Here is a 21928-nt window from a genome sequence, read left to right as displayed (position 1 = left end):
CGGATTTCCGCAAACTTGCAAGGCGAACACCGATTCGCGGGCTGCACCGGTTTTCAAGCCCACCGCCGAGGCGTAGCCTTGCGCTCCCATGGACTGGACACTTCCCTACCCGACGCAACGTGCACCGGTGCTGGCGCGCAATGTCGTTGCGACATCTCAGCCGCTGGCCGCGCAGGCCGGCATGGCCATGCTGCAGGCCGGCGGCAATGCCATCGATGCCGCGCTGGCCACGGCGATCACGCTGACCGTCGTCGAGCCGATCATGAACGGCATTGGCGGCGATCTCTACGCGCTGGTCTGGGACGGCCGGCAACTGCATGGCCTGGATGCCACCGGCGCGGCACCGCTGGCCTGGTTGCCGCAGCGCTTTGCGGGCCGGCGCGAGATGCCGCGCAGCGGCTGGGATTCGGTCACCGTGCCCGGCCAGGTGTCGGGCTGGAAGGCGCTGTCCGATCGTTTCGGTGCGCTGCCGTTTGCACGCCTGTTCGAGCCCGCGATCCGCTATGCCGACGAAGGTTTCCCGGTCTCGCCGGTGATTGCATCGGCCTGGCCGCAACTGGCCGCGCTGGTGGCCGATCAACCGGGTTTCGCCGAGGCCTTCTTGCCCGCGGGCCGTGCGCCCCGAGCCGGCGAGTGCTGGCGCTTCGCCGACCAGGCGCGCACGCTGGCCGAGATCGCCGAGACCGGGGGGGAATCCTTCTACCGCGGTGCCTTGGCGCGGCGCATCGTCGATGGCGCGCGTGCACAAGGCGGTGCCTTGACCGAAGACGATCTGGCGCGCCAGCAGGCGCAGTGGCTGAGCCCGCTGTCGCAGCGCTACGGCGACTTCCATCTGCACGAGATCCCGCCCAATGGCCAGGGCATCGCGGCGCAGATGGCGCTGGGCATGTTGCGGCACTTCGATCTGCGGGCCAGCGGGCTGGACAGCGCCGCGACGCTGCACCTGCAGATCGAAGCGATGAAACTCGCTTTCGCCGACCTGCACGCGCATGTGGCCGATCCACGCAGCATGCGCGTCTCGGCCGACGAGCTGCTGCACCCGGACTACCTGGCCGAACGCGCACGCGGCATCGACGCCCGGCACGCATCGCCGGCCCGCGCCGGCGCGCCGCGCCAGGGGGGCACGGTGTACCTGGCCGCGGCCGATGCAGCCGGGCGCATGGTCTCGCTGATCCAGTCGAACTACTACGCCTTTGGCTCCGGTGTCGTCGTGCCGGGCACCGGCATCGCACTGCACAACCGGGGCTGGAACTTCAGCCTCGAACCCGGCCATCCGAATGAGGTCGGCCCCGGCAAGAAACCGCTGCACACCATCATTCCCGGCTTCGCCACCGATGCCGCTGGCGCACCGCACATGGCCTTCGGTGTGATGGGCGGCTTCATGCAGGCCCAGGGCCATGTGCAGATGATGTGCCGGCTGGCCGACTTTGCGCAGAACCCGCAGGCGATGATCGATGCGCCGCGTTTCATGGTGTCGCCGCTGGATGGCACGGTCAAGCTCGAAGCGCACATGCCCGGCGGCGTGGCCGAGGGCCTGCGTGCGCGCGGCCATCGTGTCGACGTGCTGGCCACCGGCCATCTGGATTTCGGCGCCGCGCAGATCGTGGCCTGTGCCGGCGATCACCATGTCGCGGCCTCCGACGGCCGGCGCGATGGCCTGGCGTTGGGCTGCTGAGCGCATGCCATGACCCCCGACGGACTGCTGCTCGATCTCTATGCCAGCGCGGCCGAGCCGACGCGCTGGTCCAGCACGCTGGATCGCCTGTGCGCCGAAACGGGTGCGTACTCCGCGGTGGTGCAGGCCTTCAGCTTCGACGGGGCGCGGGCGCAGATCCATTGGTCCGCCCAGGACTCGCAGACGCGCAAACGCCATGCGCTGTCCAGCGCCGGCATCTCCGACAGCGGCAATCCGCGGCTGGACCCGCAGCGCGCGCTGCGCGGTCTGAACCGCATTGCCGGCGACGACGAATTGTTCGATCCCGGCGACATCGCCCGGCCGCGGCTGCAGCAGCAGCTGGCCACGCTGGGCCTGGGCCAGTTCATCGGCAGCTTGCAGGAGGTCAGCCGCGGCCACTACCTCGGGCTGGCGCTGCACCGCGCGGTGGAGGACCGGCGCGTCTTCTCGGCACCGCAGATCGAGCGCGTGGCCAGCCTGGCGCCGCACATCGGCCAGGCCTTCGTGCTGGCCGACAGGCTGCAGACGCGGCGCGTGCTGGACGAGCGCCTGCGCCAGCACTTCGACCAGCTGCGCTGCGCCTTGATCGTCTGCGACGCCGGAGGCCACGCGCAGTGGTTCAACCGCAGCGCCGAAGCACTGTTGTGCGAGCCCGGCTCGCTGCACCTCAGCCCAGCCGGCTTGCGGGCGCGCACGCATGCCGAGACCGAGGCCTTCCTGCGTGAAGTCGCCGCGGCAGCCGTCGACCGTGAAGGCCGCGTGCACTACCTCAATGTCGGGCGTGGCGCCGCCGCGCTGCATGTGGCGGCGCAGGCCGTCAACCTGGCCACGCCGCATTGCGTGGGCGAACCGACGGTGATGCTGGTCATCACGCCAGTCAGTGCCATCGGCGAGATCCCCGCCGCGGCGCTGGCCAAGCTGTTCGGCCTGACCCAGGCTGAGGCCCGCCTGGTCGGCGCGATGGTCACCGGCAGCACGGTGGAACAGTACGCGCAGCATCGCGGCATCTCGGTGGGCACGGCCCGCGGCCAGCTCAAGCAGGTGCAATCCAAGACCGGCGCGCGGCGCCAGTCGGAACTGGTGCGGCTGGTGCTGTCGTCGGCCGCGGCGCAATTGCTGGCTCCCGGTTGACGCGGGCCGGCCTTCAGAACGACCAGGCTGCGCGCAGGGCCGCGTGCGTGCCCTGCGCGCGGTTCCTGGCGTTGAACTCCTTGTAGGCATGCACCCACACCAGCGGCCAGCCCGAACCCAGCTCGAAGAAGTTGATCACCGGGCCCAGCGCCATCACGCGGGAGCGATTGCCGATGTCCTGCCCCGCGCGCTTGTCGTCGGTGAGCTGCTGGTAGACATAACCGCCAACGCCGAAAGTCCACGGCCCGACGTGCTGGCCCAATGCGAACTCCTGCTGGTATTCAACACCCGAGCGGTAGTCGGTGTCCTTGTTGCGGCCATTGAAGTTCAGCTGGAAGGTCGACGACAGCTCGAAGCCGCTGGGCAGGATGTAGGTGACGGCGGCATTGGGCGTTATCGTCCAGTGATTCGTGCCGGCGGTGATGAGCCGGTTCTTGTCGTAGGAACCGGTGGGCAGCTGCAGCTGCAGCGCGGCATTCGCGAACAAGCCCGGTGACGGCGTCCACTGCAGCACCAGCGGCGCGATCTGGATGTCGCCCTGCGCCGAATCGCTGCCGGCCAGGTTCAGCGGACCGACCGGCGTCGGAATGCTCAGCCGGTTGCTCATGTTCAGGTAGGGCAGCACGGCATAGGCACCGTACTTGCCGCCCAGCACCGAGATGTCGGTCATCTTCACCAGCGCCACGCCGATGCTGTCGACCTTGAGCTTCAAGCCGACCGGCGAACGCTGGCCGGCATCGTCACGCAGCTGGCTGGCGCGGTAGAACGCGGTGCGCAGGCCGACGGTGGCCACCTCGGTCGGCGGCGGCAGCATGCCGGAGCCGAAGTCGAAAACCCCGAAAGGCGTGATCGGCGCGCCGTTCTCCACGGCCTGGGCCGCCCCCGCTGCGGCCAGCAGGCCGAGAACGGCGCCATGGATCCAAGGACTCTGAAGACTGTGCCTGCTCATCGCGCGCTCTCGCATCAAGGGGTGGTTGAAACTGCGAGATCAGGTTACGAGGCGCTGCGCCAGCGTTCACCTCCCAAATGGGAGGTACCCGAGCTAGGGAAGCTACGGGGCCTGCCACCGCGGGAGCCTTGGCGGCAGAATGACAAGAGGAGGCCTCGGGCCATGAATCACTTGTCCAGCATCGAGGGCACGGCGGCCTTGCCACCCGACGACATGGCGATTGCCCACCGTGTTGCAGCCGGTGACCGGGCCGCGTTCGATCTGCTGATGCGCCGCAACAACCGGCGGCTGTACCGACTGGCGCGCGCGACGATGCGCAACGACGCCGAAGCGGAGGAGGCTCTGCAGGAGGCCTACCTCGCGGCCTACCGCGGCATCGCTCACTTTCGCGGCGAGTCGTCACTGGCCACTTGGCTGTCGCGCATGGTGCTCAATGAATGCATGGGGCGCCTGCGCAAGAGCGCGCGGCGGCAGAACATCATCCCGATGGGGACCAGCGACGAGATGGAAGACATTCACGCCGACGAACACGACGATCCGGAAAAGGCGCTGCTGCGCGGCGAGATACTCGCGCTGATCGAACGCAAGCTCGATGCGCTGCCGAGGGACTTCCGCCTTGTCTTCATCCTGCGATCGGTGGAAGAACTGAGCATCGACGAAACGGCCGACGTGCTGGGCATCGAGCAGGCGACGGTGCGCAGCCGCCATTTCCGGGCGCGCAGCCTGCTGCGCGAATCGCTGGCACGGGAGATCGACGTCGCCGCGCGCGATCTGTTCGATTTCGGCGGCGAACACTGCGACCGCATCGTCGCCGCGGTCAATACCCGACTCGACGAGTAGGCCGGAACGCCAGGCCTGCTGCTGTCGTCTATGCCGACAGACGACAACGAGGATCATGCGATGAAACGCTTCGGACTGACGGTGGTGGGCGCGCTCGCCATGCTGGCGAATGGATGCGGCGGTGGTGGCGGCAGCAGCCACGCCGACAGCGCGGAGATGCAAACCGCCCAGGCGGCACGCGGCAACAGCCTCATCGCCCAGGGCAGGCACATCTTCCGTTTCGCGACCTTCGGCGACGAGGCGAAGTGGACCGACGCCCTGCGCATGCACGAAGTGATCGCCGCGGCCGTCGACCCGACGACGGCCTTGTCGGTCGGCCTGAAGGTCGATGCCGACGCACTGCCGCAGGCGCTCAAGGACGGCATCGTCGACGGCAGCGTCGACCTCAAGAGCCCGGCCACGACGCTTGTGCTGCTCGAGCTCGACGCCGTCGTCGGGCTCAAGGGCCGGGTCGACATGGACAACGGCGTCGCCAAGCTCAAGCGCGTGGGTGTCACCTGCGCGCTGTGCCACTCGACGGTCGACAACGCCTTCGCGCCCGGCATCGGCAAGCGGCTGGACGGCTGGCCGAATCGCGACCTGAACGTCGGCGCCATCATCGCGTTGTCGCCGGCCCTGAGCGCGAGCGAGAAGGCGGTGTTCAACAGCTGGGGCCCCGGCATGTACGACCCGCGGTACAACATCGACGGCCTGAACAAGCCGGTGGTCATTCCGCCGGCATATGGGCTGGCAGGCATCCACAAGATCACCTTCACCGGCGACGGCAATGCGATCGCCTACTGGAACCGCTATGTCGCGGTGACCCAGATGGGTGGCCTGGGCAGCTTCTCCGACCCGCGCCTGCCGCTGAGCGTCACCAACGGCAGGGTCGACCTCGTCAGCGACAAGCTGCCGGCACTGCAGGCCTACCAGCTGTCGCTCGCCGCACCGGCCGCTCCGTCGGGCAGCTTCGACACCGATGCCGCCGCGCGCGGCAAACTCGTGTTCGAGGGCAAGGGCCAGTGCGCAAGCTGCCACACCGGCGCACGCTTCACCGATGCGAACACGATGCTGCACCCGCCCGGCGACTCGGTGGTCGAACCCGAGGCGCCGAGCTACGCCTCGCGTTCCGCCACGAAGATGTACCGCACGTCGCCGCTGAAAGGCCTCTGGCAGCACGCGCCGTATTTCCACGACGGGTCTGCAGCGACGCTGGAAGACGTGGGCATCGCCTACAACACCAAGCGTGCACTCGGTCTGACGCCGCAGGAGATCGCGGACCTCGCGCAGTACCTGAAATCGCTGTGATGAGGCCTATGAAGCGATCACGCAAGGCCTCTACGACAGGGTCCGGGACGAGCACGTCGTCGGCGCCGAGGGCGACGACACGGGACCCGCATTGAGCAGCGCCAGCCGTCGCAGGGTCTCGGGCGATCGCAGGGAGGCCTGGTAGGCGGCACGTCCCCCTTCTTCGCTCCAGGTGCCGGCGGCGATGCTGTCGATGTGATGCTTCATCGAGCGGACCGCGTCGGGCTCGCAGCGCCGGATGTCTTCCCGGTACCTGGCCATGGTTGCGGGGAGATCGGGTCTGTCCACGAGCTCGGTGAGAAAGCCGATGCGCAGCAACTCTTCGTCGACCATCGTCGCCGCGGTGAGGAAGATCTTCTTCGTCGCCGTGGGACCGAGGCGGGTGACGAAGCGGCGCAGGCCGCCCGGGTAGTAGTGCAGGCCGAATCGCGCAGCCGGCATGAACAGCCGGCAACCCCGCACGCCGATGCGAAAGTCGCAGGCCATCGCCAGATCGGTGCCGCCACCATACGCACTGCCGTTCATCAGGCACAGCGTGGGCAACTCGATCGCTTCGAGCATGTCGAGCATGTCTTCGAACGAGCGGTCCAGGTGCGTGCCGATGCGCCCCAGCGTGTAGCCCGAACAGAAGGTCTTGCCGCCCTCGCCCGTCAGCACCAGCAGCCGCAACGACACCTGCGCGCGAACCTGATCGATATACCGACAGATGAGCGGCGGATCGTCAGGGTCGATGCGGTTGTGCTGCGACGGCCTGCGCAGCGTGATCGTCGCGGTATCGCCCTCGATGTCGAGCGTGGGAGCCACGTCGGCGCTCATGCGGGCTGCCCATGCTGCCGGATCACGCCGGCGCTGGCCAGCGCATCGAGGTCGCTGCGTGAGTAACCGAACTCCTCGAGGATCTCGAAGGTGTGCTCGCCCAACACCGGCGGCGCGCGACGAATGCTCTGCCCATGCCGGCCGTCGAGCACGATGGGGCTGCCGACCTGGCGGATGCGGCCGAGTTCGGCATGCTCGACTTCCTCGGCCAGCCGCAGGTGCTGCACCTGCTCGTCGGCAAACACGTCGGCCAGCGTGTTGATCGGGCCGGCCGGAATGTCGGCGGCCAGCAGTTTGTCCGACCACTGCTTGCGCGTGCCTTCTCGCAGCTTCGTTTCGATGAGGTCCTTCAGCGCTTGCCTGCGCTCGATGCGTGCGGCATTCGTCGCGTAGCGCGAGTCATCGGGCAGGTGCTGCAAGCCGAGTACCGCGCACAGCCGCTTCCACATGTCGTCGGTGGCCGGTGCGATGTTCAGCGGCCCGTCCGCGGTCTCGAAGACACCGTAGGGTGCAATCACCGGATGCGTGTTGCCGGCCAGGCCGGGCACCTCGCCCAGACTGAGGTAGCGCTGGGCCTGCACGCTCATCAGCCCGACCAGGCCGGCCAGCAGCGAGGTCTCGACGCGCCGTCCCTTGCCCGTCGTGCTGCGCTCTGCCAGCGCCGCCAGGATGCCGATCGCGCACCACATGCCAGCCGTCTGATCGCCGATCGCCACGCCGACGCGAACCGGTCCCGACGCCTCGGAGCCGGTGACGCTCATCAGGCCCGAATAGCCCTGCGCGATCTGGTCGAAGCCGGGACGATCGCCGGCCGGGCCGGTGCGGCCGAAGCCGGTGACGCTGGCATGGATCAGCCGTTCGTTGCGGGCGGCGAGGCTGTCGTGGTCCAGGCCCATGGCCTCGGCGGCGCCGGGCCTGAAGTTTTCGACCACCACGTCGCAGCGCACGGCCATCGCGCGCAGCAACTCCAGCGCGCGTGGATCGCGGAAGTCCACCGCCATCGCCCGCTTGTTGCGGTTGCCGCTCAGGTAATAGGCGCTGGTGCCGCGGTCGAACGGGCCCCACTGGCGGATCATGTCGCCGGCCAGTGGCTCGACCTTGATCACATCGGCCCCGAGGTCGCCCAGGATCATTGTGCAGAAGGGGCCCGCCAAGGCCCGCGTCAGGTCCAGCACACGAACGCCGGCCAACGGAAGCGAGTGGGTAGGCAGCGAATGGGCGTGAGGCGATTGGGCATCACTCATGGTTTGTCCCCATGTTCGACGGAGGACCACAGTCTACATTGCATACAACCGTTATTCAATTATTATTCAATCCAACGCAACCAAGGACCCGCATGCGCAAGCCCGACATCCGCAAGCCCAACATCCTGTTCGTGATGGCCGACCAGTTGTCGGCGCCGGTGCTGCCCTTCCATGGCAACGCCGCCGTCAAGGCGCCGCATCTCGCGGCCTTGGCACAGCGATCGACCGTGTTCGACAACGCGTACTGCAACTTCCCGCTGTGCGCGCCGGCGCGCTTCTCGCTGCTGTCCGGCCAGTTCGCTTCGCGCATCGGCGCCTTCGACAACGCCTGCGAGTTCCAGGCCGCGACGCCGACGCTGCCGTACTACCTGGCCCAGCAGGGCTACAAGACCATCCTCAGCGGCAAGATGCACTTCGTCGGCCCGGACCAGAAGCACGGCTTCCAGGAGCGGCTGACCACCGACATCTACCCCGCCGATTTCGGCTGGGTGGCCGACTGGGCGGAAGGTGAATTCAGCTTCTATTCACCGGGCCACAACCTGAGCACGGTCGACGAGAGCGGCTCCTGCTACCGCAGCCTGCAGCTGGACTTCGACGAGGAGGTGGAGGCCAAGGCCATCCAGCGCCTGTACGACCTGGCGCGCGAGGACGAGCAGCCCTTCATGATGTGCGTCTCGTACACGCACCCGCATCCGCCGTACCACATCCTGCCCGAGTACCTTGGTCGTTATTCTCTGGACGACATCAACCTGCCCATCGTCGGCGACATGCCGATGGATCAGCGCGACAAGCTCAGCCAGTGGGTGCAGTACTCGCACGGCCTGGACCGCGCAGGCGCCACCGACGAGCAGGTGCGGCGCGCCCGCCACGCGTACTACGCGATGGTCAGCTACATCGACGACAAGGTCGGCCGCCTGCTCGAAACACTGAAGCGCACGAAGTTCGACGACAACACCATCGTCGTGTTCACCTCCGACCACGGCGACATGCTGGGCGAGCGCGGCATGTGGTTCAAGCGCGTGTTCTTCGATTGGTCGACAAAAGTCCCACTGCTGATCCACGATCCCCGCAAGCCTCGGCATCGGCGCATTGCACAGCCTGTGTCGCATGTCGACCTGCTGCCGACTTTGCTGGACTTCGCAACCGAGGGCGGCGGATCGCCACCCTGGGTCGAGAAAATCGACGGGCGCAGCCTCGCGCCGCTGGTGGCCACCGGCGACGAGAGCGGACAAGACGTCGAATCGGCGGAGGCCTTCGTCGAATACACCGCCGAGGGCGTGACCGGCCCCTGCTGCATGCTGCGGCGCGGCCGCTACAAGTACATCTACACGCATGGCCACCCCGACTTGTTGTACGACATGGCGCAGGACCCCAACGAGCTGCACGACATCGCAGCCACGCGGCCCGAGGTGCTGGCCGAGCTGAAGGCCGCGGTGCTGGCGCGCTGGGATCCGCAGGCCATCACCACGCAGGTGCTGGCCAGCCAGGCACGCCGCAAGTTCATCAACGCGCTGCCGGCCGAGTCGCAGCCGGTGTGGGACTACCAGGCGCAGGTCGACGACAGCAAGCGCTTCGTGCGCCGCGGCAGCGCGCGGGTGATCAAGGTCAAGAAGCGCTGGCCGCCGCTGGCTCCGACGCCGAGTGAGACCACTTGAAGGATCGCCCGATGAATACGCAACCCCTCATTCCCGACACCGATCCCCACAGGCTTGCCGCCGCCATCGGCGGACACAACCTGATCGCCGGCCAACTGGTTCGCGCCGCGTCCGGCCGGACGTTTCCGGTCGTGAATCCGGCCACCGGCCGCGAGATCGCCAGCGCCGCTTTCAGCGATGCCGCCGACATCGATCGCGCCGTCGGCGCCGCGGCGCGTGCGCAAGTCGCCTGGGCGGCGATGCCGGCACGCAAGCGGGGCGCACTCGTCAGCGACTGCGCGCGATTGCTGGCTGAGCACGTCGAAGAGCTCGGCCGGCTGGTTGCGCTGGAGACCGGCAAGGCGTTGCGCACCGAGAGTCGCGTCGAGGCCGGCGTCGTCGCCGATGCGCTGCAGTTCTACGGCGGGCTGGCTTCCGAGTTGAAGGGCGAATCGGTGCCGTTCCACCCGGAGATGTTGACCGTCACGCAGCGCGAGCCGATCGGCGTCGTCGGCGTGATCATCCCGTGGAACGCGCCGATGATGCTGATGGCGCTGAAGATCGCACCGGCGCTGGTGGCCGGCAATACGGTGGTCGTCAAGTCGGCCGAAGAGGCGCCGCTGGCCGTGCTGCGCGTCTGCCAGATCCTCAACCAGAAGCTGCCCGCCGGCGTGCTGAACATCGTCTCGGGCTTCGGCCCGGAGTGCGGTGCGCCGCTGGTCGCGCATCCCTCCGTCGGCAAGGTCACGTTCACCGGCTCGGTGGAGACCGGACGCATCGTCGCTCGCACCGCCGGCGAGAAGCTGATCCCCGTCACGCTCGAACTCGGCGGCAAGAGCCCGATGATCGTGATGGACGACGCCGACCTGGACAAGGCCGTCGCCGGCGCGGTGGCCGGCATGCGCTTCACGCGCCAAGGGCAGAGCTGCACGGCAGCCAGCCGGATCTTCGTGCACGACAAAGTCCACGATGCTTTCGTCGCGGCACTGAAGGCGCGTGTCGATGCGCTGAAGATGGGTGATCCGCTGGACGAAGCCACCGACATCGGCACCATCATCTCGCGCGGGCAGTTGGCCAAGGTGCTGGACTACATCGAGAGCGGCCGGGCAATCCCCGGCGCGCAGGCGCTGGAATGCAGCACGCTGCCGACGCACGAGGACCTGCGCCAGGGGCTCTTCGTCAGGCCGGTGATCTTCACCGGTGTCGACAACAGCTGCCGCCTGGCACGCGAGGAGATCTTCGGCCCCGTCACCTGCGTGATCCGCTTTCGCAGCTACGACGAAGCCATCGCGGCGGCCAACGACAGCCACTTCGGCCTGGCGGCGACGATCTGGACACGCGACCTGAAGACCGCGCTGGACGCCACGAAGCGTCTTCAGGCCGGCTTCGTGCAGGTGAACCAGAACATCGTCGTGCAGCCCGGCCTGTCCTACGGCGGCATCAAGCAATCGGGCCTCGGGCGTGAAGCCTCGCTGGAGGCAATGCTGGACCACTTCACGCACAAGAAGACGGTCATCTTCAGCATGACCTGAAGTCTTCAACTTCGGAGGCCACATGGCGATCATCGGATTCATTGGACTCGGCAACATGGGCTTGCCGATGGCGCGCCGGTTGAAGGACGCGGGACACGAGGTCCGCTGCTTCGACACCAGCGCGGCGGCAGCGGGACGCGCCGAACAGGCGGGCCTGCCCACGAGAAGTTCGCCCGCAGCCGCTGTCGATGGCGCGAACGTCGTCATCACGATGCTGCCCAGCGGGCCGCTGGTGCTCGACGTGCTGGTCGCGGGCGATCTGCCGTTTCGCGACGGCGCACTGGTCATCGACTGCTCGACCATCGACGTCGCCTCCTGCGCCGCGTTTCACGAAGCGCTGGGCAAGCGAGGGCTCGCCACGCTGGACGCACCGGTCTCCGGCGGAGTTGGCGGCGCTGCGGCAGGGACGCTAACATTCATGGTGGGCGGCATGGAAGCCGCCTTCGATCGGGCTCAGGATCTGTTGCAGGCGATGGGCAAGACCATCGTTCACGCCGGGGCCGCGGGCGCTGGCCAGGCCGCCAAGATCTGCAACAACATGCTCGCCGGCATCTCGATGCTCGCGGTCTCCGAGGCGTTGGCGCTGGCACGACGGCTCGGCCTGGACAGCCACAAATTCTTCGAGATCGCCTCGCAATCGTCGGGGCAGTGCTGGGCGCTGACGAGTTACGCGCCCGAGCCGGGCCTGGTACCGAGCGCACCGTCGAACCGTGACTACGAGGGCGGCTTCGCCTCCGAGCTGATGCTCAAGGACTTGCGGCTGGCGCAGCAGGCAGCCATCACCGGCCAGTCGCCAACACCGCTCGGCGCCGCCGCGGCGGCGATGTATGCCGTGCACTGCGCCAACGGGCGAGGGCGGCTCGACTTCTCTTCGATCATCCTGTTGCTCGACCCGTCGCGCTCACGCGCCGAAACGAAGGAGACCCCATGCGCATCGCCTCCCGCATCCTGAGCGTCGCCCTGCCGCTGCTCTTCGCCTGTGCGAGCGCACAGGCGCAGAACGAGGTCGGCAAGCTGATCGTCGGCTATCCGCCGGGGCAGTCCGTCGACGTGGTGGCGCGCTTGCTCGTCGAACGGCTCGGCCCGGCGCTCGGGCGCACGCTGATCGTCGAGAACATGCCCGGGCAATCGGGCAGTGCCGCGCTCGCCGCGGTCGCGCGTTTGCCGGCCGATGGGTCGGCCTTGACGCTGTCGGCATCGGCCGCGCTGGCCGGCAACCCTTTCCTCTACAACAAGCTCCGCTACGACAGCGTGCGTGACTTCGAACCCATCGGCCTGGTCTACGACGCGCCGCTGATCCTGATGGTCAACAGCAAGCTGCCGGTCGACTCGTTCCGCGAACTGGTTGCCTACGTCAAGGCCCATCCCGGCACCATCAACTACTCGTCGCCCGGTAATGGTTCGGTGTCGCACCTCGCGATGACTGAAGTGATGCGGCGCACCGGCATCGCGATGACCCATGTACCTTATCAAGGGGCCGCCAAGTCCCTGACCGACCTCGCCGCCGGCGAAGTCCAGGTGTCCTTCGATGCCTATGCCGGGGCGCAGCCCTTCCTGGCCGGCGGCAAGGTGCGGGCGATTGCCGTCAGCTCGTCGGAACGCCTGTCCGCCATGCCGGCGATCCCGACCTTGTCGGAAAGCGGATTGGACGGATTCGACCTGGTCCCGTGGGTCGGCATGCTGGCCCCGGCCGGCACACCGGCACCCACGGTCGAGAAGCTGAGCCAGGCGCTGGAGAAGGTCGTGCGTTCGAACGAGTTCTCGCAGCGCATTGTGATGCTCGGCGGCCGGCCCCGCGCCAGCTCCGCTGAAGCGTTCAAGGCCTTTCTGCGCAGCGAAGTCATTCGCTGGGGCGCTGTGGTCAGAGAGTCGGGCGCCAAGCTGGAGTAGGCGCGTGATCGTCGTTGGAACCGCGCGCCCGGCACAGCGCATGGCCCGGGCGACTTCTCTTGTATAAGGGGCAAATGAGCGTCGAGAAGTTGAGCACTGCGCGCAAGCGCCAACCCCAGGCCCTGTCGGTCGAGCAAGTGGCCGAGAAGATCCGGTCCGCGATCCTGCGTGGCGAGCTCAAGCCGGGCACGAAGCTGACCGAGCAGGATCTGGCGGCCGAGTTCGAGGTCAGCCGCACGCCGATCCGCGAGGCGATTCGACAGCTCGAAGTCGAGCGCCTGCTGACGCGCGTGCCCTTCGTCGGCGTCACCGTTCGGCAACTCTCGCCCGAAGAGGTGCTGGAATTGCTGGAGATCCGCGAGGTGCTCGAAGGCCTGGTGGCGCGGCTCGCGACCCGGCACATGGACGATGCGCACCTGAAACGCCTTCAGGCGTCATTGCGCCGCCTGACCGAGTCCGCACACAAGGGCGACGTGGTCTCGTACCTCGATCATGCGCTGGCGTTTCGCCGCACGCTCGTCGAGTGCTGCAGAAGCGAGTCGCTGGCCGAACACGTGCTCGCGATCGAGAATCGCCTGCGCCTGGTGGGCAACCGCACGGCCGCACTGCCCGGCCGCATGGAAGCCTCGATCACCGAGCACGAGAAGCTGCTCGCCGCGATCACGCGCGGCGACGCGGCATCGGCCGAGCAGCTCAACCGCGAACGCATCCAGCACATTCGCGATGCGTTCGCCCAATCGACGGCGTTTTCGTTTCTCTGATTCAGGTCCGAAAGCCGCTTCCGCGCTCGCGCTCGAGCTTGCGCAGCAAGCCAGGCCATTCCACCTTGCCGGTCTCCAGGAAGCCGCCCGGCCCGAGCATCCTGCGGCCCTGGGCCCGCGTGTGCTGGATCGTCGCTTCCGACAACTCATGCAGCGCCAGTCCGCCGGCCTGGCCGTCGATCTGGTACTTGCAGGCCGTCTCGAGGCGGTGCATCCAGCAGAAGGCCTCGCCCACGCTGCGGCCGACGGTCAGGGCACCATGGTTGCGCAGGATCAGCACCCGGCCCTCGAGGCCGAGGTCGCGCACCAGACGCTCGCGCTCGTCTTCGTCCAGCGCCGCGCCTTCATAGTCGTGGTAGCCCAGGAAGTCGAGCATCACACAGGCCTTCTGGCTCAAGGGGCGCAGGCCCGCCGCCTGCATCGCGATCGCGTTGTTGGCCACGGTGTGGCTGTGCATCACGCAGACGATGTTCGACTGCGCCATGTGGATCGCACTGTGAATCACAAAGCCGGCGGGATTGAGCAGCGCCGGATCGCCGTCGATGACGCGCCCGTGCAGATCGACCTTCAGCAGGTCGGAGGCGCGCATCTCGTCGAACAGCACACCCAGCGGATTGACCAGAAAGTGGTGCGCCGGGCCGGGCAGCATCACCGAGATGTGGGTGGATGCGAGGTCGGACATGCCGTACAGGTCGGTGAGTTGATAGCAAGCGGCCAGCTCGCAGCGCAATTGCCATTCGGCGGGGTCCATGTCGGTGGTCTTCATCTGTTTCCCCGGGTCAGTCTTCGCTGCGGAAGCCGGAGGCCTGCACGATCGGCCGCCAGAAGCGGCGTTCGTCGTCCAGAATCCGGCGCAAGTCCTTGCCTGGCAGCCCGGTGGCGCCCATGCCGGCCCGGCTCATCGCTTCCTTGACTTGCGGCGTGCGCATTGCGGCGATCAGCGCCGCTTCGAGCTTGCGCACCACCTCGGGCGGCGTGCCGGTCGGCACATAGGCACCGTAGGCCGCGTTCGCATGATCGAAGGCCTTGATGCCGGCCTCGTGCACGGTGGGCACCTCGGGCAGCGCGGCATTTCTCGTCAGGCCGGAGACCGCGAGGATGCGCACCTTGCCGCTTCGGTGCAGCTCCAACTGGCTGGCCAGCGCATCGGTCGACAACGGGACCTGGCCGCCCACCAGATCGGTGACCAGCGGTGCGCCGCCCTTGTACGGAATGGGCGTGAGCGGCAGGCCCAGTTCGCGTCCCATGCCGATCACCGCGAAATGCAGCGCGCCGCCCAGCGAGGTCAGGCCGACATTCGCCTGGGCCGGATGGGCGCGCAGCCAGGTGATGTAGTCCGGCAGGGAGCGAAAGGGTTGATCCGCGCCGGTGGAGACGACAGTCGGAACTTCGACCAGATGCGCCACCGGAATGAAATCGCGATCGACGTCGTAGCTCAGGCTGCGGTAGGTCATCGGAAAGAGGATCAGCGGCGCATTCGACGACAGCAGCACGGTGCGGCCGTTGGCCTGAGAGGTGCGGACGTAGTCGATCGAGATCCGCGACGATGCGCCGGGCTTGTTCTCGACCAGCACCTGCCCCTCTCCGCCGGCGCGCAGTTGCTCTGCAACCGCCCGCGCGAGCATGTCGAGCGCACCTCCCGGCGCAAAGCCGACGACAAGGCGCAACGGCACCCCCGCAGCGGATGCCGGGGTCTGGGCCGAGACGGGCAGCGTGAACACACCCAGGGCCACGAGCAGGAACACGAGCCATGCGGCCGCAGGGCGACGAAAGATGGTAGTTGTCATGATGATGCGTCCAGGTTGGGCCAGTGGCCGAGCAGATTGCTTTCCCGTTCGAAGAGCGTGGCGGCCTGCAGCAGTTCGGCTTCGCCGTGCAGGCGCCCGATCAGCTGCACGCCGACGGGCAGGCCGTCGGCACCGAATCCGCAGTGCAAGGTGACGGCCGGATGGCCGCTCAGATTGAAAGGCATGGTCCAGGGAAACCAGTTCGGTCGCATCTCGGCGTACGAGCGACCGTCGATCTCCAGCGGATCGAACAAGTCCTGTTCGATCGATGGCGCGGTTCGCGACAGCGTCGGCACGGCGATGAAGTCGGCCTTAGCGAACAGATCCTGGACACGACGGAACAGCCGAGTGCGCTCGAAATTGGCGTTCTGGTAGTCCACCGCGCTGTACTCACTGGCCAACGCCAACTGACGAATCAGCGAGGGACTCAACTCGGTGGGGTGCGCTTCGGCCAGGCTCGTGAATCGTGCACGCCATACCGTGTGGTTGATCGTGCGCCAGATCGGCTCGATGTCCCATCCTTCCGTCGACATCTCGATCGGCTCGGCACCCAGATCCTGCAGCGTGCCGATGGCGCGAGAGAAGCAGGCGCGAACGTCCGAGGCAATGGGGCGGCCCGAAGGCGCGAAGGCGAACAACACCCGCTTGCCGCGCAGGTCCGCCATGGATTGCGCAGCGTCGAGATAAGCGGCCGGCCGCACGCCGGCAGACCAGGGATCCGACGGATCCTCACCGGCCATTGCCTGCAGCATCAAGGCCGTGTCGGCGACCGTCCGCGAGATCGGCGTGACGTAGGTCAGATTGCCGATGGCATCGAGCGCCTGCGAATGCGGCACGACGCCGATGCTCTGCTTCAAGCCCACCACGCCATTGCACGCCGCCGGTATGCGCGTGGAGCCGCCACCGTCGGTGGCCACGCCGATGGGCGCGATGCCGCTCGCCACCGCCACGGCCGCGCCGCCGCTGGACCCGCCGCTGGTGTGCAGCGGGTTCCAAGCGTTGGGCGTGCGCCCGAACAAGGGGGCGTCGGTGAGGCACTTGGCACCGAATTCCGAGGTCGTCGTCTTGCCGATGAGGATGGCGCCTTGTGCACGAAGGCGCTGCACCGCAACCGCATCGTGGTCCGGAACGGTCGACGCGTGCAGCTTCGATCCGAGCGTCGTGCGCACGCCGCGCGTGTTGACCAAGTCCTTGCAGGCGTAGGGAATGCCGTGCAGCAAGCCGAGCGGCTCGCCGCGCATCACCGCGCTCTCTGCGGCGCGCGCCTCACGCAGGGCTTCGTCATGGCAGATCGTGATGAAGCAATTGAGCCGCGCCTGCAGGCGATCGGCCCGCTGCAGGACCGCCTGCACCAGCTCGACGGGCGACAAGTCCCGGCGACCGATCGCTTCACGCAATCGGGTGGCCGGCAAGAGACAAAGTTCCTCGTTCATTTCGGATGCTGTGCAAGCACGCAACGTTGCGTGTGGATCAAGATTGACACGCGGACTGCACAGGATCAAATACTCGATAACCATCGGCCCATACGAAACGCATATGCCCTACGAACTCAAGAGCCTGCGGCACTTCGTCGCTGTCGCAGAGGCGGGAAGCGTCGGCAAGGCGGCGCAGCAGTTGCACATGGCGCAGCCGCCGCTCTCGGTCCACATCCGCAAACTCGAGACCCAGATCGGCGCGGCGCTGTTCCACCGGGAGCCGGGCGGCATGCGCCTGACCGACGCGGGCAGCGCGCTCTATGTACGGGCTCGGGAAGCGCTGGCGCTCGCCAACGAGGGCTTCGAGTCGGCCCGGGCGATCGCCGGCGGACATCGCGGCCGCCTGTCCATCGGCTACATGTTCTCGCTGGGCTACGCCTGGCTGCCGCGGCTGGTACCCGCACTGCGCGTGGCGCTGCCGAACGTCGAGCTGCAGTTCGTCGAGATGAGTGCGCTGACCTGCGAGGCACAGATCCTCAGCCACAGGGTGACGATCGGGCTGTGCATGCCACAGCCCACGCGCGCCGAACTGGCCACCGCCGTCGTCGGATCGGAGCCGCTGCGCCTGGCGATGCCGTCCAACGCGCGCCTGTCCCGGTTGAAGGCCGTGCCCGTCCCGCAATTGCAAGGCCTGCGCCTGATCGGTCTGCCGACGTTCAAGGAGGACGCCGATACGTCCCTGGTGGCCTCACTGCTGCGGCGCCATCAGGTGAGCATGCAGGTGGTCGAGCGCGTCGAGACCGTGCACGCGGCGATGGCCTTGGTGCTCGCGGGCGAGGGCTACGCCATCGTCCCGGCCTGTGCCGCGGCAAGCGCACCGACCGGCGTGGTCCTGCGGCCCTTGCAGGACGTGCCTGAGAGTTTTGACGTGGCAGCGTGCTGGCGGCTAGACCTCGTCAGTCCCTTGGTCGACCCCTTTGTTGCAGTGGCGCGGGCAGTGTTCGGATCGCGTGCCAAGTCTTGGTCCCCGACTTTCACGGAGACCAAGAAGAGAAGCACCTGAGGTTTCCGCCAAGGGCCCGACTTCCCTACCGGGACGGCCAGCCTCGACATCACCCTGCCCGCTCAAGCAACGGATCAGGCGGCGACGACTTCCCCGTCGGGGCCTGTGAGTTCATCTCACCCTGGTGCTCTTCGGTCAAGGTGCTTTCGCATAGGCCGCCATGAACACTCGCACCGCTTCCTGCAGCAGCGCCCTGTCTTCCCGCGCGTCGGGCATATCGAGCATCATCAGCCCGCGGATGTGGCCATCGCCAAGGAACATGGCCAGGAACAGGTCCGCCGCCTGACGCGGCTGCCGTATGTTCAGCGTGCCGGCCGCATCGGCGCGGCGCAGATAGGCCGCGAGGTCGCCTATCAGCCTGTCGGCCCCCTGCCTGTAGAAGGCTCGGCACGCCTCGCGCTGCGTGGCGGCGGCGCCGTAGACCGAGCGAAACTGGCCCAGCGTGGCCTCCTCGCGCGCCAGCGTGAGGAACTGCGCTCCGATGGCCAGCAGCGCCTTGCGGGGCTGCTTCGGGTCCAGCGCTTCGAGGCCGGCGAGCCCGCCCACCACACGATCGGTGCGATCGCGAATCACCGCCTCGAACAGCCCTTCCTTCGAAGCGCAGTGGCTGTAGATGGTCATCTTCGAGACACCGGCCTCGGCGGCGATGGCGTCGACGTTGGCCCGCTCGAAACCGTGCGCATCGAAGTGGCTGCGCGCCGCTTCCAGGATGCGCCGCAAGCGCTCGGGGTCGCGCGGCCTGCCGCGGCGCGGCGGGTGCGCGACATCGTCCTTGGTGTGAGACATCGGCTACTTTCTGTACTTGACAGTCCATTATATGCGACTACACTTACTGTACTCACAGGTACAACATATGAAGCCATTCACAACGCCCGCCCTGCACCGCGACCGACACCCCGGTGACCGGCCGATCCGCGTCATGCCGAGCGCAGCAGTGCTGGCAATCTTGTCGGCCTGCTCTGTGCCGCCGATGCAAGCACCGGCGACATCGGTGCCACTACCCAACGCATTCGCGCAGGCCGGGCCGGTGGCCGTTGCCCCCGAAGCCCTGGATGGCGCCTGGTGGGCCGGCTACAGCGATCCGACGCTGACAGCACTGGTCGCGCAGTCCCTGATCGCCAACCAGGATGTGGCGATCGCGTTGCAACGCGTGACTCAGGCGCGCGCAGGCCGCGATGCCCAGGGCTCTCGCTTGTGGCCGACGGTCGGCGTGCAGGCGTCCGCCTCGCGCAGCGACAGCGGACTGCCCGCTCCGGTCAAGCAAGGCATGCCCGACACACAGGCGCTGCGCGTCGGCGTCGATGTGGCCTGGGAGATCGACCTGGCCGGTGGTGTGCGTGCAGCGCGCGACGCGGCACAAGCAGACGCAGCCGCCGCGGCAGCCGGTGTCGAAGGCGCACGGCTGCTGGTGGCCAGCGAGGTAGCACGGCAGTACTTCGTGCTGCGGGGCGCCGAAGAGCGTCTGCGCATCGTGCAAGCCCTCGCCACCGCGCAGCGCGAAACGGCGATGCGCGTGGCCAGCCGACAGCGCGAGGGCCAGGCCAGCGCCTTCGACCTGGACCGCGCGCTTGCCGAGGCCGACGCACTCGATGCGCAGCTTCCTCCACTGCGCATGCTGGCGGGCATCTCGCAGACCCGGCTCGCGGTGCTGCTCGGCCGCAGTCCATCGGTGCGCGTCGTCGGCGAGAACGATGGCTTTGTTTGGCCTGCGGCGCGCGAGATCGGCACTGGCCAGCCCAGCGAACTGCTGAGGCGCCGGCCCGACCTGATCGCAGCCGAGTCGCGCGTCGCCGCCGAGACGCTGCGCGGCGCCGAGGCCCGAGCCCAATATTGGCCCAAGCTCTTCCTGAGCGCACTGCTCGGCCGCCAGGACCTGAAACTGAACGCGCTGGATCTCTCGCCGGTGCACTTCTCGAACGTCGCGCTGGCCTTTGCCGCGCCGATCTTCAACGCCGGCCGCATCGACGCCGGCATCCGCGCGCAGTCGGCGCGGGCCGACGAGTCACTGCTGGTCTGGCAGAAGGCGGTGCTGGTGGCCGTTCAGGAGGTCGAGGACAGCCTGCTCGTGCGCGCCCAGGAGGCCGAGCGCGCCGCTGCGCTGGCCAGCACCGTCGACCACCGCCGCCGCTCGCTGCAGCGCGCGCAATCGCTGCGGCGCGAAGGACAGATCGATCTGCTGGTGCTGCTGGACGTGCAGCGATCGGTGCTGTCCAGCGAACTCGCGCTATCGGACAGCCGCCTCCAGCAGGTGCTGGCCGACGTGCAGCTCTACAAGGCCCTCGGTGGCGGGTTTCGCGGCGGTTTCGCGCCGGCCCGGGCCGGCACTGCCACGACTTCTCTTACCGCAAGGACGCCCCAGTGAACAGGACCCTTTCCACCATGTCCCTCACGGCCGTTGTCGCCGCCAGCGTGCTGCTGACTGCCTGCAGTGACCCTCCCGCCGCCGTTGCGGTCGTCAAGCCGGTCTTCGTGACCACCGTGACCGGGGCCATGTCTTCGCCATCGCGCTCGCAAACGCGCTCGTTCACCTCCGTCGTCCGGGCCCGTGTCGAAACAGACCTGGGTTTCCGCACCGGCGGCAAGGTGGTGGACCGGCTGGTCGAGCTGGGCGACGTCGTAAAGGCCGGCCAGCCGCTGGCGCGGCTGGATGCGGCCGACTATCAGCTCGCCGTGAGTGGCGCCGCCGACCAGGTGCAGGCCGCGGCCGTGGATGCGCAGCAGGCCGCAGCCGACGAGGCCCGCTTTCGCCGCCTGCTGGCCGATGGCTCGGTGGGCAGTGCCGACCACGAACGCCAGAAGGCGCGCGCCGATGCGGCCGCGGCCCGCTTGGCGCAGTCGCGCCGCCAACTCGATCTGGCGCGCAACCGCGAGGGCTACACCACCCTGGTGGCGCCCTATGCCGGCGTGATCACCGCACTGCGCTTCGAGCGTGGCCAGGTGGTCGCCGAAGGCCTGCCGGTGCTGTCGCTGGCCCGGGAAGGTGAGCGAGAGATCGTCGCCGACCTGCCGGAGGAATGGGTGGGCCGGGTGCGCACGCTGGCCGCCACGGCAACGCCCTGGCGGGATACCACGCCCTGGGCCGACACCCAGTCCTCGCTGCGGCTGGTGCTGCGTGAGCTTTCTCCATTGGCCAGCGCGCAGGGCCGGACCTTCCGCGTGCGCTACGCCGCAGCGCCGGAGTCCCGCGCCCAGGTCAGTGCCCTGCCCCTGGGCAGCACCCTGCAACTGAACCTGTCGGGACAGTCCACCGGGCCGGCGGCCGCGGTGCTGCCGGTCTCCGCGCTGGTGAAGGCCAGCGGACCAGCTGGCGTTTGGATGCTCAACGACAAGGGCTCCGGCCTCGTCTTCGTCCCTGTCCAGGTGGTATCGAGCGACGACGCCTCGGTGCACGTCACCGGCCTGACCGTCGGCAGCCGGGTGGTCAGCGTTGGTGCCCAGAAGCTCGATGCCGGCATCACCGTGCGGCCCATCGAACGCGCACCAGAACGTGCGCTCCAGAACGGTCCCGCTCCCCTCGCCAAGAGCAGCCCATGAAACGCTTCAACCTCTCGCAATGGGCCGTCACGCACCGGCCGATGGTGCTGTTCCTGATCATCGCGACGCTCATCGTCGGTGGCATTTCCTTCAGCCGGCTCGGCCGCCTGGAGGACCCCAACTTCGACGTGCCGCAGATGACGGCCATCGTCGTGTGGCCAGGCGCCACCGCGCAGGACGTGCAAGACCAGGTGCTCAACCGCATCGAGCGCCGGTTGCAGGAGCTGGATCACTTCGAATACGTGCGCAGCTTCTCGCGCCAGGGCTACGGCGGCATCACGCTGTGGATGAAGGGCGGCAGCAGCACGGAGGAGTTGGAGAACGCCTGGTACCAGGTGCGAAAGAAGATCGGCGACGTGCGCCAGGAGTT

20 protein-coding genes are annotated in these 21928 nt (G+C 67.9%); 13 read left to right on the top strand and 7 right to left on the bottom strand.

The genetic code is table 11. The annotated features are described in order from the left end of the window. The first annotated feature begins 88 nt into the window (after positions 1-88). Entirely contained in the window at positions 89-1675 is a 1587-nt protein-coding gene (locus VLK61_RS22160) for a gamma-glutamyltransferase family protein (protein WP_325424019.1), read from the top strand. A gap of 9 nt (positions 1676-1684) precedes the next feature. After that, the gene (locus tag VLK61_RS22155) at positions 1685-2806 is read left to right on the top strand and encodes a helix-turn-helix transcriptional regulator (RefSeq protein WP_325424016.1); all 1122 of its coding nucleotides are present in this window, start codon (positions 1685-1687) and stop codon (positions 2804-2806) included. A 13-nt stretch (positions 2807-2819) separates the two neighbouring features. On the opposite strand, the gene VLK61_RS22150 is transcribed toward VLK61_RS22155, so the two are convergent. Next, positions 2820-3755 carry a SphA family protein gene (locus tag VLK61_RS22150; protein WP_325424014.1) on the bottom strand — a complete coding sequence of 312 codons (936 nt, stop codon included), beginning with the start codon at positions 3753-3755 and terminating at the stop codon, positions 2820-2822. A 162-nt stretch (positions 3756-3917) separates the two neighbouring features. On the opposite strand from VLK61_RS22150, the gene VLK61_RS22145 reads away from it, so the two are divergent. Further along, positions 3918-4595, top strand: coding sequence for an RNA polymerase sigma factor (locus tag VLK61_RS22145; protein WP_325424012.1), 678 nt, complete (start codon positions 3918-3920; stop codon positions 4593-4595). 60 nt (positions 4596-4655) lie between these two features. Then, a complete protein-coding gene (locus tag VLK61_RS22140; protein WP_325424009.1) occupies positions 4656-5882 on the top strand; it encodes a c-type cytochrome in 1227 nt (408 codons plus the stop codon). A 30-nt stretch (positions 5883-5912) separates the two neighbouring features. Here the strand turns inward: VLK61_RS22140 and VLK61_RS22135 are convergent, their stop codons facing one another. After that, a complete protein-coding gene (locus VLK61_RS22135; protein ID WP_325424007.1) occupies positions 5913-6698 on the bottom strand; it encodes an enoyl-CoA hydratase/isomerase family protein in 786 nt (261 codons plus the stop codon). Further along, complete coding sequence (locus VLK61_RS22130) at positions 6695-7942, bottom strand: CaiB/BaiF CoA transferase family protein (protein ID WP_325424005.1); 1248 nt, start codon at positions 7940-7942, stop codon at positions 6695-6697. Before VLK61_RS22130 ends, VLK61_RS22135 begins: the two co-directional genes overlap by 4 nt. Before the next feature lie 92 nt (positions 7943-8034). On the opposite strand from VLK61_RS22130, the gene betC reads away from it, so the two are divergent. From betC to VLK61_RS22105, 5 genes are read left to right on the top strand one after another with little or no spacing between them, the layout of a single operon-like run. Beyond that, a complete protein-coding gene (gene betC / locus VLK61_RS22125; RefSeq protein WP_325424003.1) occupies positions 8035-9597 on the top strand; it encodes a choline-sulfatase in 1563 nt (520 codons plus the stop codon). A gap of 11 nt (positions 9598-9608) precedes the next feature. Next, positions 9609-11108, top strand: coding sequence for an aldehyde dehydrogenase family protein (locus VLK61_RS22120; RefSeq protein WP_325424001.1), 1500 nt, complete (start codon positions 9609-9611; stop codon positions 11106-11108). A 22-nt stretch (positions 11109-11130) separates the two neighbouring features. Continuing rightward, on the top strand, positions 11131-12060 hold the full coding sequence (gene mmsB, locus VLK61_RS22115) for a 3-hydroxyisobutyrate dehydrogenase (protein WP_325423999.1): 930 nt from the start codon (positions 11131-11133) through the stop codon (positions 12058-12060). Beyond that, entirely contained in the window at positions 12036-12998 is a 963-nt protein-coding gene (locus tag VLK61_RS22110) for a Bug family tripartite tricarboxylate transporter substrate binding protein (protein ID WP_325423997.1), read from the top strand. The genes mmsB and VLK61_RS22110 overlap by 25 nt, the downstream gene beginning before the upstream one ends. Before the next feature lie 14 nt (positions 12999-13012). After that, entirely contained in the window at positions 13013-13759 is a 747-nt protein-coding gene (locus VLK61_RS22105; protein WP_325423995.1) for a GntR family transcriptional regulator, read from the top strand. A 1-nt stretch (position 13760) separates the two neighbouring features. Here the strand turns inward: VLK61_RS22105 and VLK61_RS22100 are convergent, their stop codons facing one another. Genes VLK61_RS22100 through VLK61_RS22090 form a run of 3 tightly spaced genes read right to left on the bottom strand, consistent with a single transcriptional unit; the run spans position 13761 to position 16979 of the window. After that, on the bottom strand, positions 13761-14525 hold the full coding sequence (locus VLK61_RS22100; RefSeq protein ID WP_325423993.1) for a class II aldolase/adducin family protein: 765 nt from the start codon (positions 14523-14525) through the stop codon (positions 13761-13763). 13 nt (positions 14526-14538) lie between these two features. Next, on the bottom strand, positions 14539-15546 hold the full coding sequence (locus tag VLK61_RS22095) for a tripartite tricarboxylate transporter substrate-binding protein (protein WP_325423991.1): 1008 nt from the start codon (positions 15544-15546) through the stop codon (positions 14539-14541). Next, positions 15543-16979, bottom strand: coding sequence for an amidase (locus VLK61_RS22090; protein WP_325423989.1), 1437 nt, complete (start codon positions 16977-16979; stop codon positions 15543-15545). The genes VLK61_RS22095 and VLK61_RS22090 overlap by 4 nt, the downstream gene beginning before the upstream one ends. Before the next feature lie 103 nt (positions 16980-17082). Between VLK61_RS22090 and VLK61_RS22085 the strand changes: the two genes are divergently transcribed. After that, positions 17083-18024 (top strand): LysR family transcriptional regulator, encoded by a 942-nt coding sequence (locus VLK61_RS22085; RefSeq protein WP_325423987.1) that lies wholly within the window; start codon positions 17083-17085, stop codon positions 18022-18024. Between the two features lie 135 nt (positions 18025-18159). On the opposite strand, the gene VLK61_RS22080 is transcribed toward VLK61_RS22085, so the two are convergent. Further along, positions 18160-18744, bottom strand: coding sequence for a TetR/AcrR family transcriptional regulator (locus VLK61_RS22080; RefSeq protein WP_325423985.1), 585 nt, complete (start codon positions 18742-18744; stop codon positions 18160-18162). Positions 18745-18841: 97 nt separating this feature from the next. Between VLK61_RS22080 and VLK61_RS22075 the strand changes: the two genes are divergently transcribed. The 3 genes from VLK61_RS22075 to VLK61_RS22065 all read left to right on the top strand — a co-directional run. Continuing rightward, on the top strand, positions 18842-20386 hold the full coding sequence (locus tag VLK61_RS22075; RefSeq protein WP_325424164.1) for an efflux transporter outer membrane subunit: 1545 nt from the start codon (positions 18842-18844) through the stop codon (positions 20384-20386). A 17-nt stretch (positions 20387-20403) separates the two neighbouring features. Beyond that, complete coding sequence (locus VLK61_RS22070) at positions 20404-21558, top strand: efflux RND transporter periplasmic adaptor subunit (RefSeq protein WP_325423983.1); 1155 nt, start codon at positions 20404-20406, stop codon at positions 21556-21558. After that, the coding region (locus VLK61_RS22065; RefSeq protein WP_325423981.1) for an efflux RND transporter permease subunit at positions 21555-21928 on the top strand (374 nt) is incomplete at its 3' end. The genes VLK61_RS22070 and VLK61_RS22065, both read left to right, overlap by 4 nt.

The sequence above is a fragment of the Aquabacterium sp. genome (assembly GCF_035476535.1).
In the GTDB taxonomy this organism is placed as follows: Bacteria; Pseudomonadota; Gammaproteobacteria; order Burkholderiales; family Burkholderiaceae_C; genus Pseudaquabacterium.
The sequence above is the reverse complement of the archived record's forward strand: the minus strand, read 5'-3'. Positions and strand labels throughout refer to the sequence as shown.